Origin of the sequence: Cryobacterium algoricola (assembly GCF_004402485.1) — a bacterium.
GTDB lineage: Bacteria > Actinomycetota > Actinomycetes > Actinomycetales > Microbacteriaceae > Cryobacterium > Cryobacterium algoricola.
The window spans coordinates 733,991-749,387 of record NZ_SOFG01000004.1; the positions used below are offsets into that span (position 1 = coordinate 733,991).

Sequence of the window (15,397 nt, forward strand, 5' to 3'; positions counted from 1 at the left end):
CCGAGCCGCTGCGGGCGCCCGCGTGTACCACGCCGGGAATATGGCCGTAACTACACTCGAAAGAGGGTTCCCGCCAACCGACGGTCGCCGCGCAAGACGGCGTCAGATTCGTCGTCGAGGAGATGATCGTCATGAATGACCGAGTCGTAATCACCGGGTTGGGCGCTCTCACGCCCCTGGGCAATACCTGGCGGGAGACCTGGTCCGGCCTCACGAACGGTCGCAGCGGCGTCGCACGCATCACCCAGTTCGACCCCTCGGGACTCCCCACCCGCATCGCGGGCGAGGTCAAGAACTTCATCGCCTCAGAGCGGATGCCGTTCAAGCAGGCCAAGCGCGCCACCCGTGCATCCCAACTCGCCATTGCCGCGGCACGCGAGGCCATCCAGGACGCCGGATTCGGCGAATCCATGGAAGGCATCGACGCCGCCGTCGTCGTCAACAGCGCCGTCTCGGGATATGCCGAGATCCAGGAGGCGACGGAACTCGTCAACTCGGGCGGCTCACGCCGGATCCCCCCGCGCTTCGTGCCCTCCTCCCTGCTCAACATGGCCGCCTGCGAGGTCGCGATCGACCTCGGCGTACACGGGCCGGTCAATGCGAGCGCGCTCGCCTGTGCGAGCGGCGCATACGCCCTCCTCGAAGCGCGCACGATGCTCATGATGGGCGACGCGGACGTCGTCATCGCCGGCGGCGTGGAAGCGGCGATCACCCCGGTGATGTTCGCCGGCCTCAATGCCATGCACGCGGCATCCACTCACAACGACTCGCCCGCAGAGGCGAGCCGCCCCTTCGACGCCGACCGGAGCGGGCTCGTCTTCGGCGAGGGCGCCGTGATCTTCGTGATGGAACTCCTCTCCCACGCCAGGGCACGCGGAGCGAAGGTCTACGCCGAGGTCCTCGGCGGGGCGCTCACGAGCGACGGCTTCAGCATCGTCGCCCCCGACCCCACCGGGCAGTACGCGAGTGCCGCGATGACGAAGGCGCTCACGAAGGCGAAGCTCAACCCGAGCGACATCGACGTGATCTGCGCGCACGGCACCTCGACGCAGGCGAACGACCGCGCGGAAACCTCCGCGATCCGGCGGGCGCTCGGGCACGCGGCCGACCGCATCGCCGTCACGGCGCCCAAGTCGATGACCGGCCACATGATCGGGGCGGCAGGGGCGCTGTCCGGGCTGCTCTGTGCGCTGAGCATCAAGACGGGCATCATCCCCCCGACGATCAACTACACGACGCCGGATCCCGACTGCACCCTCGACTACGTGCCGCTCGTCGCCCGTGAACGGCCCGTGCGCTACGCCCTCGCGAACGCCTTCGGCTTCGGCGGCCAGAACTGCATCGTCGCGTTCGGCGCGCTGTAAGCGACACCAGGACCCCGGTGCGGGACGGAGCAGGCCCGGGTGCGGGAGCCGGTGCCGCTCCGCCGGGGCAGCCTCGCGGGAGGAATAGGCTGGCCGGGTGACTGAATCCTCCGCGTTCCGCACCGACCGTTACGAGCTCACCATGGTGGACGCCGCCATCCAGAGCGGCACCGCCGACCGGGAGTGCCTCTTCGAGGCGTTCGCCCGGCGACTGCCGGACGGGCGCCGGTACGGCATCGTCGCGGGCACGGGGCGCCTGCTCGAGCTCATCCGGGACTTCCGGTTCACGGATGCTGAGCTCACCTGGCTGCGCGACAACCACGTCGTGCGCACCCCCACCCTCGACTGGCTCGCCGACTACTCCTTCCGGGGCAACATCTGGGGTTATCAGGAGGGCGAGGCCTACTTCCCCGGCTCTCCCCTGTTCTCCGTCGAAGGCAGCTTCGCCGACGCCGTCGTGCTCGAAACCGTCGTGCTGAGCGTGCTCAACTACGACAGTGCCGTCGCGAGCGCGGCCGCGCGCATGGTCTCGGTGAGCCTCGGCCGGCCGATCGCCGAAATGGGTTCCCGCCGCACGAGCGAATACGCCGCCGTCGCCGCCGCCCGCGCGGCGTACATCGCCGGGTTCGCCTCCACGAGCAACCTCGAGGCCGGGCGCAGCTGGGGCATTCCCACGATGGGCACCGCAGCCCATTCCTTCACGCTCCTGCACGACAGCGAAACGGATGCCTTCGAAGCCCAGGTCGCGGCCTTCGGCTCCTCGACGACGCTGCTCGTCGACACCTATGACATCCGGTCAGGAATCGACACGGCCGTCGCGGTCGCCGGCACCGGGCTCGGGTCGATCCGGATCGACTCCGGGGATCTCCCGACCGTCGTCGCCGGTGCGCGCGCCCAACTCGACTCGCTCGGCGCAGTCAACACCCACATCACGGTGACGAGCGACCTCGACGAGTATTCGATCGCCGCGCTGTCGGCGTCGCCCGTCGATGCCTTCGGCGTCGGCACCTCCCTCGTCACGGGCTCGGGTGCACCGGCGGCCGGGATGGTCTACAAACTCGTCGCACACCGCGACGACACCGGCGAGTGGGTATCCGTCGCGAAGACCTCGGCAGCCAAGATCTCGGTCGGAGGCCTCAAGCGGGCCGTCCGACGCCTCGACGCGAGTGGCACGGCCCGCGCCGAGGTCGTCCTGGTCGGCGGCGATCCCGCAGACACGACGGAGCCCGCGGAGGAAACCGGGCGGGACCGGGTGCTGCTCGTCCCCCTCGTCACGGACGGCGTGATCGACGAACGGTACCTCGGGGCGGCCGGCACGGAGCGCGCCCGGCTGCACCACGCCTCCGTGATGCGGGAGCTGCCGATCGAGGCCTTCCGGCTCGGCCGCGGGGAGCCCGTCATCCCGACGCTCTACGAGCACCGGTAGGCGCGGGCCTCGGGAGACCTGTTCGGTCTGCCCGCTACTTCTTCATCGTGTCGTAGATCTCTTTGCAGGTCGGGCAGATCGGGAACTTCTCCGGGTCCCTCCCGGGGATCCACATCTTGCCGCACAGCGCCTTGACCGGCTTGCCGGAGATGGCACTCTCGAGGATCTTGTCCTTGGGCACGTAGTGGGAGAACCGCTCGTGGTCGCCGGGTTCGATCTGCTCGGTGTTGAGCAGTTCCTCGAGCTCGCGGTCGAGCGTGGACGTACCGCCGCCCGGCTGGCCGGGGTTGCCAGGTTCGGCGATGCTGGCGCGAAAGATTCTGATCATGAGTTCCATTCTAAGCAGCGTCAGGCCTCCCTCACGAGGGCGGCGGCGCGGCGGAGCAAGGGGTCCGGGTCACGCGCCCAACGCTCGATCGCGGCATCCGCCCTGGTTCGAAGCACGCCGGTGAGTCGCCGCACGCAGGGGCGGATGACATCGCGTGCGAGTGGGTCCGCGAGCGCGGCCAGCCCAGCGTCGCGGACGAAGCCTTCGATGCGGGTGAGATCGGTGTTGGTCAGCAGTCCGACGTTCGACTGCAGCAGCACGACGGCGGCGAGCCGGCGTTCGAAGACGGGAACGGCCCAGAGCTCGGAACTGAGCGCCGTCACCTCGTCGTGCGTCAGCCCCGGATACCGCCGGGCGGCGTCCCGGATCGTGCCGCGGACGGCCCCGACCGTCGCCCCGTAGAAGGCGAGGTCGCTTCCGAGCCTGGCCTTCTCAGCGTGCGCTCGATACTCGTCTCCCTCATTGCGCAGGGTGGTATCGACGAACTCGCCGGCGGCGCTCACCGGTGGGTCAGGCGCGCAGCGCCGAGGCGAGCATCTCGGGTCCGCGGGCGTTGAACGTGCGGCCCCCGAGCCAGATCCCGCCCCAGAGGGTGAGCATACCGACGATGACGCCGCTCGCGAGGGCAGGCAGGAGCCAGACCGGATCGACGAAGAGTCCGAGGACCGCGAACCCGATCGCCGGAAGCGAGAGGATGACCGATCCGAGCAGGGTCAGGGACTGGATCAGGGCCGCTGCGGTGTCGGAGGCCTGCGGCTGCGTGAACGGGCTGTCCCCCGGCTTGGACGCCGGATACGGGAAGCGGGCCGAGCTGTAGCTTGAAAACCCGAGTCCGGTCAGCAGGATGCAGGTGCTCACTCCGAGCACCGCCGGGAACGCGCCCCAATCGCCGTACACGGAGACGCTGATGCACGAGCCGATGCCGATCAGCGGGATTCCCACGAAGAACGCGGGAACGAGCCGACCGATCCGGTCGGCCATGCCCCGGGTGCCCGACACCACGTGCAGCCAGATCGCGGTGTGGTCGAATGCGACGTCGTTGTGAAGCGCCCAGCCGAGGAAGATGCACATCAGCGGCACCGGCAGGAGCGCGAGGGCCTGGATCGGAACCCCCGCGAACGCGAGCGGGAGGACGACGAGCACCGGGATCACCGGGATCATCACGAGGGACATGCCGTAGCGAGGGTCCCTGCGCCAGTAGGTCAGGCTTCGCGCGGCGATGGCGCCTGCAGCATTGTTCGGGAGGCGGTCGAACCAGCCGAGGCCGCCGTACTCCTTGGCGACGGCTTCCCTGCCGGGAGAGACGAGCATCCGGCTCACGAGGGCTTGCCAGGACACCCAGAGGATGAACAGGAAGGCCGCGGCCTCGAGAAGTTTAAGGATCGCAACGCCCCAGTCCCCGTTGGCAGCGTCGCCGGGCGCCGCCCACGCGGCCCCGAGCGGAGTCCAGCCGAGGATGCTGCTGAGGCCGCCGATGAAGCCCATGCCGGAGAGGCTCCAGTCCAGGTTGACCACGAGCACGGTGACGGGAGCGAACATGACGAGCAGAAGGACGGCGACGATTCCGGTGATCTCCCGCGCGCGGCGAGTGGCCAGCAGGAACGCGGCGATGGACGTCGTGACCCGGGACCCGAGCAGGCAGGTGGCGAGGATGACCGCCGCGGACAGGATCGCGAACACGGTCTCACCAGGTCCGCGTGACCAGGTCACGATGGTGCCGAACAGCACGATCGTGAGCACGATGGCGGGGACGCCGATCAGTGCGGAGAGGGCGAGTCCCAGCGACAGTTGCCGGTTGGGGATGCCCATGACCGCGAACTTGCGGGGATCCATGCTGTCGTCGATGCCCATCACGAGCGGAATCAGCAGGAAGCCGAGCACGACGAGCGAGCCGGCGACCACGAGGCCGTCACGGATCGAGCCGAGGTCGCTGTCGACGAACCGCAGGCTGACCAGCAGGGCGAAGATCCCGACGGCGACGGCAAGCCCGTAGAACAGTCCGATCACGATGCCGACGACCTGCCAGGGGCTCCGGCGGAAGAGATTACCGAAGAGCCGGAGTTTCAGTCCGAGAAACTGTGCAACCATTCCATCCCCTCCGCAACTTTGCGCCCTCCGGCGAGTTCGACGAATCGTTCTTCGAGGGTCTGCCCGCCGCGCACCTCGTCGACGGTTCCGGCCGCGAGGACCTTGCCGTTGACGATGATCGCGACGTGATCGCAGACCCTCTGGATCAGGTCCATGCTGTGGCTCGAGAGGACGACGGTGCCGCCGCTTGCGACGTACTTCTGCAGAATCTCGGTCACGTTGACCGCCGAGACCGGGTCGACGGATTCGAACGGTTCATCGAGAACGAGCAGGCGCGGCGAGTGGATCATCGCGCAGGCGAGGGCGATCTTCTTGGTCATGCCCGCCGAGTAGTCGGCGACCAGCCGGTTGAGGGCGTCCTCGAGTCCGAACGCGACCACGAGGTCAGCGGATCGTTTCCGCACGGTGGCGCCGTCGAGCCCGCGGAGCACACCGGCGTAGTAGAGCAGCTGGGCCCCGGTCAGACGGTCGAAGAGGCGCAGCCTGTCCGGGAGCACTCCGATCACACGCTTGGCGGCGACCGGGTCGCTCCACACGTCGATGCCGTGGACCTCGATCGAACCGTCGTCCGGCCGGAGGAGACCGGTCACCATGGAGAGGGTCGTGGTCTTGCCGGCGCCGTTCGGGCCGACGATCCCGTAGAACGAGCCCGTGCGGACCTCGAGGTTGATTCCGGAGACGGCGAGGGTGCTGCCGAAGGACTTGCGCAAGCCGGTGACGGAGAGGACGACCGGCGCGAGGACGCCGGGCGCGACGGGAGCGGGGGCCGGGGCGGGGGCGGGGCTCGCGGCGGCCACAGCGGCAGGCTCGGTCTCCGGCTCGGTCTCCGGAACCGGAACCGGTCGGAGTTCGGGCACGAGGACAGGGAGGACATCCGGCTCCGCCGCCGAGGGCGCAGCCTCGGGCTCGGTAGCGGGCTCGGTAGCGGGCTCGGTCTCGAGCGCGGCCTCGGGCTCGGTCTCCGGTTCGGCCTCGGCCTCGGGTTCGGCCTCGGGTTCTGTCTCCGGCTCGGTCTGGGGCTCGGTCTCCAGCTCGATGCCCATCGACGGCTCGGCGAACACTGTGGGCTCCGCGACGACGGCGGCGATCGGTACGGGTACCGCGGCGATCACGGGTTCGGGTATCGGGGCGGCAACCGCCACGGCCTTCTCGACGGCTACCGGCTCAGGGCTCGGGTCGGCGACGGCCCCCGGAATCTGACCAGGTGCTGAAGGCTCGACGACCGGCACCGGCATGATTTTAGTCGCGGGGGGCGTGGGGTCCGGACGGACCGTCGACACCTCGGCGTCCGTCGACTGCGTGTCCGCCGGCGTGATCGTGACGGGGGCTGGCTTGGTCTCGGCGGGCGGCAAATGCAGGCCGAGAACGGCCGTGGCGACCCAGTCCCGGGAGGTGCCGACTCCCGAGCGAGTGCGCGGGGGTTTGGGGACGGGGGACGGCGCCTGGACGACGGGCGACACGCCTGCCGGCGCGTCCGGAGGCATGGGTCCGAGTGAACGTCGGGCGAGTGCCTCCGTGCGGGCCTGCGCCTGGGCGCGGGCGAGCTGCTCAGGGTCCGGACGCGGCTTGCTCGCGGCCACGGCCAGGGCGTCGGCCTGGGCCTTGGCTCGAGTGGCGGCATCCGCCTGGGCGCGCGCTTCGGCCGCCGCGTACTCGCGGGCCTGAGCTGCGGCGTACTCCGTGGCCTCGGCGAGGGCACGGGTCTCCGCCTCAGCCTCGGCCTCCGCCTGGGCGAGGGCTTCAGCGGCGGCAAGTGCCTCCGCACGGACGACGGCAGCCTTCGCTGCCCGCGACTTGGCCGCACTCGCCCTCGCTGCGCGTTGACGAGCGGCGGTCTCGGCCTTCTCTGCGGTCGTGCGTGTCTTGGCGGCTGATCCGGCCGCGGGAGTGACATGCGTCGGGGACGCCTGCGCCGGGTCGGCGGGCGGCTGCGGGGCCGCGGCGACCTTGCGGACCGGGCTGGCGCGGGGCTTCTGGGTTCGGGCGACAGGAGTGCGGGCCGCCGGGGTGCGGGGTGAAGCGGTGCGCGCCGAGGTTGCGCGTTCTGGCGTCGTCTTGGCCGGACGCGCCGGGGTGGCTGCATCGTTCGACGGGGTCGAATCGGACGCGGGCACGGTTGTGGTCGGCTCGTTGGGCTCGGAGTTGGGAGGCACGTGAGTCACCTCGCCAACCCTACCAACGACCCTCCGACAAGACGGGATGGCGGGCCCGAATCCCGCCGAAAACGCCCTCATCCGCGCGCGGTCACGGCTGCTATTTCCGCACCACGGCACCCAAAAGGGGCACTTCGGGTAGACTGACCCTTTCATGTTGGTGTGTCTGAACAGAAACAAAGAGGTGAACTACAGGCAAACTGGCTCGACATTTTTTGAAGCGGGCGCACGGCGCCCGAGACTGTTAAGGAGACGAATATGGCCACCCAGGTAGTCATTTTGGCCGCGGGAATGGGCAGCAGACTGGGTCGTTCACTGCCCAAGCCGCTCACGGAACTCAGCGACGGCCGGTCGATCATGCGTCAGCAATTCGACAACATCGAGCACGCATTCGGCACCGAGGCCCACGTCACCGTCGTCGTCGGTTACAAGCTCGAGCACATCATCGAAGCCTTCCCCCAGGCATCCTTCGTCTACAACGAGGAATACGACCAGACCAACACGTCCAAGAGCCTGCTGCGCGCCTTGCAGGCCTCCGGCACGGGCGGCGTGCTGTGGATGAACGGCGACGTCGTCTTCGATCCCGCCGTCCTCGACCGGGCACACGCCATGGTCGAACGCGACCAGTCCTTCGTGACGGTCAACACCTCACAGGTGTCCGACGAAGAGGTCAAGTACACGACCGACGAAGAGGGCTACATCAGGGAGCTCTCCAAGACGGTGACTGGCGGACTCGGAGAAGCGGTCGGCATCAACTTCATTTCCAGTGCGCACAAGGCGATCCTGGTGCGTCACCTCGCCAGGGTGAACGACCAGGACTACTTCGAGCGCGGCATCGAACTCGCGATCGAGAAAAACGGCCTGCTGGTCGAACCCCTCGACATCTCCGACTTCTACGCTGTCGAAGTCGACTTCGCCGAAGACCTCGAGCGTGCGAACCTGTTCGTCTGATTCGCTTTCACCCTGATTCTGTGAACATCTAGAGTGGAACCTGTGAGTAGCTACGCGGAAGTGCGCCCAGAACAGCTCACGGCTTTCTCCCGCTACCGGCACGCGCTCTGGCTCCTGACCCAGCGCGACCTGCGGGTCCGCTACTCCACCTCGTTCCTCGGCTATTTCTGGTCGATCCTCGACCCGCTCGTGATGGCCGGCATCTACTGGTTCGTGTTCACTCAGGTGTTCCACCGGGGTGTCGGGCACGAGCCGTACATCATCTTCCTGCTCAGCGCACTACTGCCCTGGATGTGGTTCAACGGGACCATTTCCGACTGCACCCGTGCGTTCCTGCGCGAGGCGAAGCTGATCCGGTCGACCCGGATCCCCCGCACCATCTGGGTGAACCGGCTCGTGCTCTCCAAGGGCATCGAATTCCTCGCTTCGATTCCCGTCCTCGTGCTGTTCGCGGTCTTCGCGGGCGCCCGGCCGAGCGGCGAGATCGTGTTCTTCCCGCTCGCCATCGTGATCCAGGCGATCCTCACGGCCGGGGTCGGCCTCATCGTCGCGCCGCTCGTCGTGTTCTTCCGCGACCTGGAACGCGCAGTGAAGCTCATCCTGCGCTTCCTGTTCTATGCGTCCCCGATCATTTACAGCACCCAGGACCTGCCGCACCAGTTGCATTTCTGGGCGGCGTTCAACCCACTCAGCGGCATCTTCAGCCTGTACCGGGCGGCCTTCTTCCCCGGCAACCTCGACTGGTTCACCGTCGGCGTCAGCGCGGCCATGTCCGTTGCCTTCCTCGGCCTCGGGCTGCTGGTCTTCACGCGCACCGAGCGCGCGGTCCTGAAGGAGCTGTGATGACCGAAACCGTCCGGACACCGGGAACGGCCGCGATCGGGGCTCCCGTGATCGCCCTGGCCGGGGTGGGCATCCGCTTTCGCCGCAATCGCCGCGGTCGGCGCAGCTTCAAGGACCTGTTCGCGAGCGGAGCCCGGCGCACCCGCCCCGGCGAATTCTGGGCACTGCGCGCGGTGTCGTTCACGGTGCAGCGCGGCGAGGCCATCGGCGTCGTCGGCCGCAACGGCCAGGGAAAGTCGACCCTGCTCAAACTCGTGACCGGGGTCGTCCTGCCCGACGAGGGCACCGTGCGGGTGACGGAGGGCGTCGCACCGCTGATCGAGATCACCGGCGGCTTCGTCGACGACCTGACCGTGCGCGACAACGTCTACCTCACGGCGGGCCTGCACGGCATGACGAAGAAACAGATCGGCGAGCGTTTCGACGAGATACTCGACTTCGCCGAGATCGGCGACTTCGTCGACACCCCCTATAAGCACCTCTCGAGTGGCATGAAGGTGCGGATCGCCTTCGCGGTCATCTCCCGGCTCGAGGAGCCGATCATCCTCGTCGACGAGGTGCTCGCGGTCGGCGACAAGGCCTTCCGGGAGAAGTGCTACCGCCGCATCGAAGAACTGCTCGCCGGGGGCCGCACCCTGTTCTTCGTCTCGCACAACGAACGCGACCTGCGTCGCTTCTGCGCCAGGGGCCTGTACCTCGACAAGGGCGCGCTGGTCCTCGACGGTCCACTAGACGAGGTCCTCGCCCGGTACGACGCCGACTACGGCGTGAAGCCAGCCTGACCCTCTTCAGGGATCGACGAGGCCGAGACTGTCGCGATCGGGCGGCAGCTGCTCCTTGGTCAGGCCGGTGACGAGGTCTGCGACCTCGAGGCTGAGTACGTCCGCGAGCCGGATGAGGGTGTGGAATGTGGGGTTTCCGTTGCCGCGGTCGATCCTGGCGTAGTTGGACACGTTGAGTCCGGCCCGGTGGGCGACCGACTCCTGGTTGAGCTCGAGTTCCCTCCGGCGATGCCGCAGGCGCACGCCGAGCAGGCGGCTCGCTTCCGACTCATGCTCCGGCATCCTCCATCTATAGGCGCGTAGCGGGAAAAACGCCAGTGGCCGGGGAAAAAATGTGGATATCTCCCCCTGTCGCACCAGCAACGTAAACTCGACGGGAATCGGAAGGACGGCATCGACATGGCACGAAAAGTGAAACCCATCATCTCGACGACCGGGGGTCTGCCCCAGGGCGGCCAGCTTCCCACCGGCATCATCCGGGGGTTCGACCGGGTCATGGCCATCCACCGCCCGGTCGTGCTCGCCCACATCCGTGGAATCCGCCGTCGATCGCCGAACGCGGATCCCGCCCAGATCATCGCCATCCTCGAACGCCGCTATCTCGCCATGGTCACGACCGGCGGCGCGGCCGTCGGGGCGACGGCCGTCATCCCCGGCGTCGGCACCGGGGTGACCCTCGCCCTCTCCGGCGTCGAGACCGCAGGGTTCCTCGAGGCGACCGCCTTGTTCGCCCAATCGGTCAGCGAGGTGCACGGCATTGCCGTCGACGACCCGGAGCGCGCCCGCGCCCTCGTCATGACGATGATGCTCGGCCGTGAAGGCTCCGACCTCGTCCGCCAGCTCGCCGGCCAGGTCAGCGGAACGGGAACGGTGCGAACGAAATACTGGGGCGAACTGGTCACCGCGAACATCCCGCGCGCCGTGATGGGTCCGCTCACCGATCGCCTGAAGAGCTCCTTCATCCGCCAGTTCGCGACGCGCGGATCCGCGAGTTTCATCGGCAAGGCGCTCCCCTTCGGCGTCGGCGCCGTCGTCGGCGGCGCCGGCAATCACATCCTGGGCAAGCGCGTGCTGACCTCGTCCCGTCTCGCCTTCGGGCGGCCGCCTGCCGGCTTCCGCCCCGAACTCGACCCCCGTATCCGCGAGGCGATCGTGCGCGAGGGTGGCGGCCTCGAGGGCGTCGGCCGCGCCGGCGCGCTGAGGTCCGTCGCCGGTCACCGCATCACGCAGCTCGGACAACTCGGGCACGGCACCCTCACGGTGCTCCCCCGCATGGTTCCACGGATGCTGCGCCGCGGCCGGTCGGTGGAGTCAGGTGCGTCGGTGGAGTCAGGTGCGTCGGGGACGCCCACGCCGGTTCCCCCGGATTCGGGTCCCCCGGCGCCTGCGCCCCCGACATCCGGGCCCCCGGCCGCCGCGCGCGACCTGCCGCCCCGCGAACCCGCGTCGTCTCCGCGGCCGTAGCAGGCCGCTCAGGGCCGGACGGCGTCGAAGCGCTCCCACTCCTCCATCAGGTGCTGCACGGCGGCGTGGAAGCGAGCGGTGGCCGCCCCCGGTGTCGCGTCGCCGAAGTAGCGTTCGACCCACACGGCCAACCGGGCCTCGGCCTCCGGATCGTGCGCGAGCGCATCCAGCGTGCCCACGATCGAAGAGGCTGCCGACGCCTCGAGCCAGTCGCACGCCGCGAGGTACCCGCCGGTGTCGATCTCGGCCGCGGGTTCCGCGGGGCGGGTGACGAGCAGGGCCTTGCCTGCGGCAAGTCGGTCGTAGACCATGGCGGAGATGTCGACGATGGCAACGTCCGCTGCCGCGAGCTGCCACCCGAGTTCCGCACCGGTGTCGTAGATGTGGTGGGCGGCGGGATCGCGGGCGTTCGCTGCCTTGATCAGGCCGACGATCCTGCGGTTCGCGGCGCCGTAGGCGTCGTCGATGACCCCGCTGCGCGGGTGCGGCCGGTAGATCAGCCGGTGCCGGGGCGAAGCGAGGAGCGCGGTCGCGAGTGCGACGCCGTGCGTCGCGATCGAGCCGTATGCCGCGGTGGGCCGGTCGCCTTCCCAGGTCGGCGCGTAGAGCACGACCTGCCGTTCGTCGGGAACGTACGGCACAAGGCCGCTGTAGTGGTCGGCCTGCGGACGGCCGATCGTGATCGCCCGCTTCTCGAAGTCGTAGTCCCAGAGCACCCGGTCGAGGCGGGCCAGGGCGGCGTCACCGGCGACGAAGGCGTAGTCGTACGCCTTGATCTGGTTCGTGACCATGTACATCTTGTCGCTCTCGCCATGGTTGATGAACACGTGCCAGCACCGCGGGTAGCGCATCATCTGGAAGTTCCGGGCGTTCTGGTTGACGTAGAACACGATGCGGATGTCCTGCTCGTCGACTACCCGCTCGAGGTCGGCGACTTTGCGGACGTAGGTCACCGGCACCGGGCATTCCTCGGACATCGGCAGCGCACCGGTCCCGGTGCGGCTCAGCACGATGACGGGCCAGGTCTCGGCGAGCACGGCGAGCGGCCGGTACCACTGCCGCATCTGGTACAGGTTGACGGCGCCGTCGGCGAAGTAGACGGCGATCTTGAAGCGGCCGAGCGGAAGCGGACCGTCCCCGAGGAGCCGGCCGGCGAGCCGTTTCTGTGCCCGGCGCGACGCCGCGACATCCTTGACCAGTTTGACGGCCAGGCCGATGTCTTTTCGAATGGTCATCACTCCAGAGTACCGAGGGCCCCGGGTCAGACGATCGGGGGACGGCCGGCCAGGGACATCCGCCAGACCGTGCGGGCGCTGATCGGGCGACGCTCCCCCGGGTCGCTGCGCCAGCCCTCCCTGAATCCGGCGAGCCAGGCCCGCAGTGCCGTCCGGTCGCTGCGGAATCGCACGAGCTGGATCGCGAGCCACGAACCGGCGTAGACCGGGACCAGCACGGCAGGCAGGTTGCGCCGGGCGAGCCAGACCCGGTTGCGCGCGTTCAGCCGGTAGTAGTCGGCGTGGCGGGTGGGCTGGATGACGGGGTGGTTCGCCTCTAGGTTCCCTGCATACCAGGTGCGCAGGCCCTGGTCCCAGACCCGCCAGGCCAGCTCGATGCCCTCGTGCGCGTAGAAGAACGGTTCGGCCCAGCCTCCGGTGGGCGTGAAGACAGCGCGGGGCATCAGCACGGCGCCTTCCCAGACCGAGAAGACCGCGCCGGATTCGGTCGCGGCCCCCTTCCGGATGCGCGGGATCCAGCGGGTCGGAGCCGCGGCGCCCGTCGGATCGGTCACCCGGGGTTGCAGCAGTCCGATCGACGGGTCCGCGCGGAGCAGTGCGATCGCACGGCTGAGGAACCGGGGGTCCGGGATGCTCGCATCGTCGTCGAGGAAGAACAGGTATTCGCCCGTCACGAGCGGAACCCCGCGATTGCGACCGGCGGGGATGCCCAGGTTCTCCGGCAGGGCCAGCGCCCGGACGGCATCCGGTAACCCGGTCGGCACCCAGCCGTTGCCCACGCAGACCACGTCGAGTTCGACGTCCTGCTGGGCGAGCACCGAGCGGATGCCGCGGGCGAGATCATCCGGGCGGGTGCCCTGGGTGAGCACGACGACACCGACCCTCGGCGGCACGGTGTCGGTCACGGCTCAGGACCGGACGCGGCGCGACGCCATGATCGCGACGAAATGGCCCACGAGCGCCAGGAGTGAGAGCGGCACGAGGGCGATGAGCACGATGCGGTCCATGAGCGGTTCGCCGATGAAACGACCGATCACCGCGGAGGCGAAGATCAGGATCGTCAGTTCGACGGAGTGGTAGAGGCGATGGAACGGCACGAACCGGGCGAGCCTGCGCAGCTGGTATATCCGGCCGGGTGCGGGCGCCTGCTCGCCGCGGGTGTCCGCGAGCTTGGTGAGCCCCGCGTTCGCCCTCGCGACATGCACCATGTCGTTGAGCGCCTTGTTCAGCACGATGACCAGGGCGAGCACCAGGGCGAGAGTCGTCCAGAGGAAATCGTCCGGCGACTCGAACGGGTACGCCGCCGCCCGGATGCCGAACGCGATCGGGATGAGCGCCTCGGTCGAGTAGTGGCCGACCTTGTCGAGGAAGACGCCGGCGGGCGAGGATTCCCCGCGCCAGCGCGCGACTTCACCGTCGCAGCAGTCGACGAGCATCTGCAGCTGCCCGAGGACCAGCGCGAGCAGGGCTCCCCAGACGCCGGGGATGAGGAGCGCCGCAGCGGTCGACCAGCCGACGAGGATCATCAGCGCCGTGACGCCGTTCGCGGTCACGCTCGTCTTGAGCAGCAGCCAGGTGAGATACGGCGACACGTCGCGCAGGTAGAGCGAGGCGGTCCAGTGCTCGGCGTTCGCACGGAGCCGCACTTCGGGCGGCTGCGCGACGGCGCGCAACTCTGCGATCGACGTCGGCGGGGACTGGCGCACCCGGCCGGTGGAGTGTGAGTGGGATGTCATTGGTGTCTCCCGGTCCGTGCCGCGATATTGCTGGTGAGTTTGAGGTATCCGAGCAGGAAGCCGAAACCCCAGCAGAAGTGGATACAGGGCAAGACTAGAAGGAACCAGACGCCGGGGCGCCAGCCGTCGGGGCGAGTCACGACGACGGCGGCCAGGACGACGACGAGCAGGTATCCGACCGGGGCGATCCAGCCCAGCAGCAGCCACGGCGCGACGAAACCGGCGAGGCCGACGACCACGCCGCCGAAGACGAGGAGCACCATGGCCGGCGGCACGAAATAGCGGATGCCGTTGTCGGCGGGGAAGCGCCGCGCGAGTTCCCCGCGCCACATTCCGGTGGACAGCATCTGGCGGGCGAGACGGGACAGGCTCGGCCGCGGCCGGTAGACGACGCGCAGCCTCGGTGTGAACCAGACCGTGCCGCCCTGCTCGCGGAGGCGCCGGTTGAGTTCCCAGTCCTGCCCGCGCTTGATGGTCTCGTCGAAGAGCCCGGCGCGCAGGAGGCTGTCCCGGCGGAAGCAGCCGAGGTAGACCGTCTCCGCGGCGCCCTCAGGCCCACCGACATGGAGCGGCGTTCCGCCGAGGCCGATCCGGGTGCCGTACGCGCGGGCGACCGCACGCTGGAACGGAGCGGTGCCCTGGGCGTCCATGACCCCGCCGACGTTGTCGGCCCCGGTGCGTTCGAGGGTCTCGACGGCGACGCGCGCATAGTCGCGCGGCAGGACGGAGTGGGCGTCGACCCGGATCACGACCGGGTAGGCGGATGCGCGGATCGCGACGTTGAGCCCGGCCGGCGTCGATCCGATCTCGTTGGGCACGACACGGATGCGCGGGTCGAGTTCCGCGAGTTCCGCGACGAGTTCCTCGGTGCCGTCGATGCTCGGCGCGAGGGCCAGGGTGACGTCGAACGGGCCGGCGTAGTCCTGGCTCAGAAGGCTCGTGACCGCGGCCCGGACGTGCAGCACATCGTTGAGGACGGGCATCACATAGGAGACGCCGATCAGGGTCGCGTCGCCGGTGTGTGCTG

At 69.0% G+C, this 15,397-nt stretch carries 15 protein-coding genes; 6 read left to right on the plus strand and 9 right to left on the minus strand.

What is annotated here, in order from left to right; translation table 11 throughout:
• Positions 1-131 precede the first annotated feature (131 nt).
• Both E3O44_RS03875 and E3O44_RS03880 read left to right on the plus strand, forming a co-directional pair.
• Entirely contained in the window at positions 132-1,364 is a 1,233-nt protein-coding gene (locus tag E3O44_RS03875) for a beta-ketoacyl-[acyl-carrier-protein] synthase family protein (protein ID WP_198415862.1), read from the plus strand.
• 97 nt (positions 1,365-1,461) lie between these two features.
• The gene (locus E3O44_RS03880; RefSeq protein ID WP_134532648.1) at positions 1,462-2,790 is read left to right on the plus strand and encodes a nicotinate phosphoribosyltransferase; all 1,329 of its coding nucleotides are present in this window, start codon (positions 1,462-1,464) and stop codon (positions 2,788-2,790) included.
• A 34-nt stretch (positions 2,791-2,824) separates the two neighbouring features.
• Here the strand turns inward: E3O44_RS03880 and E3O44_RS03885 are convergent, their stop codons facing one another.
• From E3O44_RS03885 to E3O44_RS19505, 4 genes are read right to left on the minus strand one after another with little or no spacing between them, the layout of a single operon-like run.
• The gene (locus E3O44_RS03885) at positions 2,825-3,118 is read right to left on the minus strand and encodes a DUF3039 domain-containing protein (RefSeq protein ID WP_134532650.1); all 294 of its coding nucleotides are present in this window, start codon (positions 3,116-3,118) and stop codon (positions 2,825-2,827) included.
• Between the two features lie 20 nt (positions 3,119-3,138).
• Positions 3,139-3,621, minus strand: coding sequence for a DNA alkylation repair protein (locus tag E3O44_RS03890; RefSeq protein WP_134532652.1), 483 nt, complete (start codon positions 3,619-3,621; stop codon positions 3,139-3,141).
• A 7-nt stretch (positions 3,622-3,628) separates the two neighbouring features.
• Entirely contained in the window at positions 3,629-5,206 is a 1,578-nt protein-coding gene (locus tag E3O44_RS03895) for a hypothetical protein (RefSeq protein ID WP_134532654.1), read from the minus strand.
• Complete coding sequence (locus E3O44_RS19505) at positions 5,182-7,359, minus strand: ABC transporter ATP-binding protein (RefSeq protein ID WP_241975999.1); 2,178 nt, start codon at positions 7,357-7,359, stop codon at positions 5,182-5,184. Before E3O44_RS19505 ends, E3O44_RS03895 begins: the two co-directional genes overlap by 25 nt.
• A 258-nt stretch (positions 7,360-7,617) precedes the next feature.
• Between E3O44_RS19505 and E3O44_RS03905 the strand changes: the two genes are divergently transcribed.
• Genes E3O44_RS03905 through E3O44_RS03915 form a run of 3 tightly spaced genes read left to right on the plus strand, consistent with a single transcriptional unit; the run spans position 7,618 to position 9,935 of the window.
• Positions 7,618-8,310, plus strand: coding sequence for a phosphocholine cytidylyltransferase family protein (locus E3O44_RS03905; protein WP_134532656.1), 693 nt, complete (start codon positions 7,618-7,620; stop codon positions 8,308-8,310).
• Positions 8,311-8,352: 42 nt separating this feature from the next.
• Complete coding sequence (locus tag E3O44_RS03910; RefSeq protein WP_241976000.1) at positions 8,353-9,153, plus strand: ABC transporter permease; 801 nt, start codon at positions 8,353-8,355, stop codon at positions 9,151-9,153.
• Positions 9,153-9,935, plus strand: coding sequence for an ABC transporter ATP-binding protein (locus E3O44_RS03915; protein WP_134532658.1), 783 nt, complete (start codon positions 9,153-9,155; stop codon positions 9,933-9,935). The genes E3O44_RS03910 and E3O44_RS03915 overlap by 1 nt, the downstream gene beginning before the upstream one ends.
• Before the next feature lie 6 nt (positions 9,936-9,941).
• Here the strand turns inward: E3O44_RS03915 and E3O44_RS03920 are convergent, their stop codons facing one another.
• Positions 9,942-10,217 (minus strand): helix-turn-helix domain-containing protein, encoded by a 276-nt coding sequence (locus E3O44_RS03920; protein ID WP_134532660.1) that lies wholly within the window; start codon positions 10,215-10,217, stop codon positions 9,942-9,944.
• 117 nt (positions 10,218-10,334) lie between these two features.
• Here E3O44_RS03920 and E3O44_RS19510 point away from each other — a divergent pair, with 117 nt between their 5' ends.
• Complete coding sequence (locus E3O44_RS19510; RefSeq protein WP_241976001.1) at positions 10,335-11,399, plus strand: hypothetical protein; 1,065 nt, start codon at positions 10,335-10,337, stop codon at positions 11,397-11,399.
• Between the two features lie 8 nt (positions 11,400-11,407).
• Here E3O44_RS19510 and E3O44_RS03930 read toward each other — a convergent pair whose 3' ends face one another.
• The 4 genes from E3O44_RS03930 to E3O44_RS03945 are packed head-to-tail and all read right to left on the minus strand — an operon-like array spanning position 11,408 to position 15,353.
• Positions 11,408-12,634 carry a hypothetical protein gene (locus tag E3O44_RS03930; RefSeq protein WP_134532662.1) on the minus strand — a complete coding sequence of 409 codons (1,227 nt, stop codon included), beginning with the start codon at positions 12,632-12,634 and terminating at the stop codon, positions 11,408-11,410.
• A gap of 26 nt (positions 12,635-12,660) precedes the next feature.
• A complete protein-coding gene (locus E3O44_RS03935; protein ID WP_134532664.1) occupies positions 12,661-13,539 on the minus strand; it encodes a glycosyltransferase family 2 protein in 879 nt (292 codons plus the stop codon).
• Between the two features lie 3 nt (positions 13,540-13,542).
• On the minus strand, positions 13,543-14,370 hold the full coding sequence (locus tag E3O44_RS03940; RefSeq protein ID WP_134532666.1) for a CDP-alcohol phosphatidyltransferase family protein: 828 nt from the start codon (positions 14,368-14,370) through the stop codon (positions 13,543-13,545).
• Entirely contained in the window at positions 14,367-15,353 is a 987-nt protein-coding gene (locus E3O44_RS03945) for a glycosyltransferase family 2 protein (RefSeq protein ID WP_134532668.1), read from the minus strand. Before E3O44_RS03945 ends, E3O44_RS03940 begins: the two co-directional genes overlap by 4 nt.
• Positions 15,354-15,397 lie beyond the last annotated feature (44 nt).

Bases quoted from the DNA above. Each gene is read 5' to 3' on its own strand.
- E3O44_RS03875 (WP_198415862.1), top strand. From the start codon at position 132: ATGAATGACCGAGTCGTAATCACCGGGTTGGGCGCTCTCACGCCCCTG.
- E3O44_RS03885 (WP_134532650.1), bottom strand. From the start codon at position 3,118: ATGATCAGAATCTTTCGCGCCAGCATCGCCGAACCTGGCAACCCCGGC.
- E3O44_RS03895 (WP_134532654.1), bottom strand. From the start codon at position 5,206: ATGGTTGCACAGTTTCTCGGACTGAAACTCCGGCTCTTCGGTAATCTC.
- E3O44_RS03905 (WP_134532656.1), top strand. From the start codon at position 7,618: ATGGCCACCCAGGTAGTCATTTTGGCCGCGGGAATGGGCAGCAGACTG.
- E3O44_RS03915 (WP_134532658.1), top strand. From the start codon at position 9,153: ATGACCGAAACCGTCCGGACACCGGGAACGGCCGCGATCGGGGCTCCC.
- E3O44_RS03920 (WP_134532660.1), bottom strand. From the start codon at position 10,217: ATGCCGGAGCATGAGTCGGAAGCGAGCCGCCTGCTCGGCGTGCGCCTG.
- E3O44_RS19510 (WP_241976001.1), top strand. From the start codon at position 10,335: ATGGCACGAAAAGTGAAACCCATCATCTCGACGACCGGGGGTCTGCCC.
- E3O44_RS03930 (WP_134532662.1), bottom strand. From the start codon at position 12,634: ATGACCATTCGAAAAGACATCGGCCTGGCCGTCAAACTGGTCAAGGAT.
- E3O44_RS03940 (WP_134532666.1), bottom strand. From the start codon at position 14,370: ATGACATCCCACTCACACTCCACCGGCCGGGTGCGCCAGTCCCCGCCG.
- E3O44_RS03945 (WP_134532668.1), bottom strand. From the start codon at position 15,353: ATGCCCGTCCTCAACGATGTGCTGCACGTCCGGGCCGCGGTCACGAGC.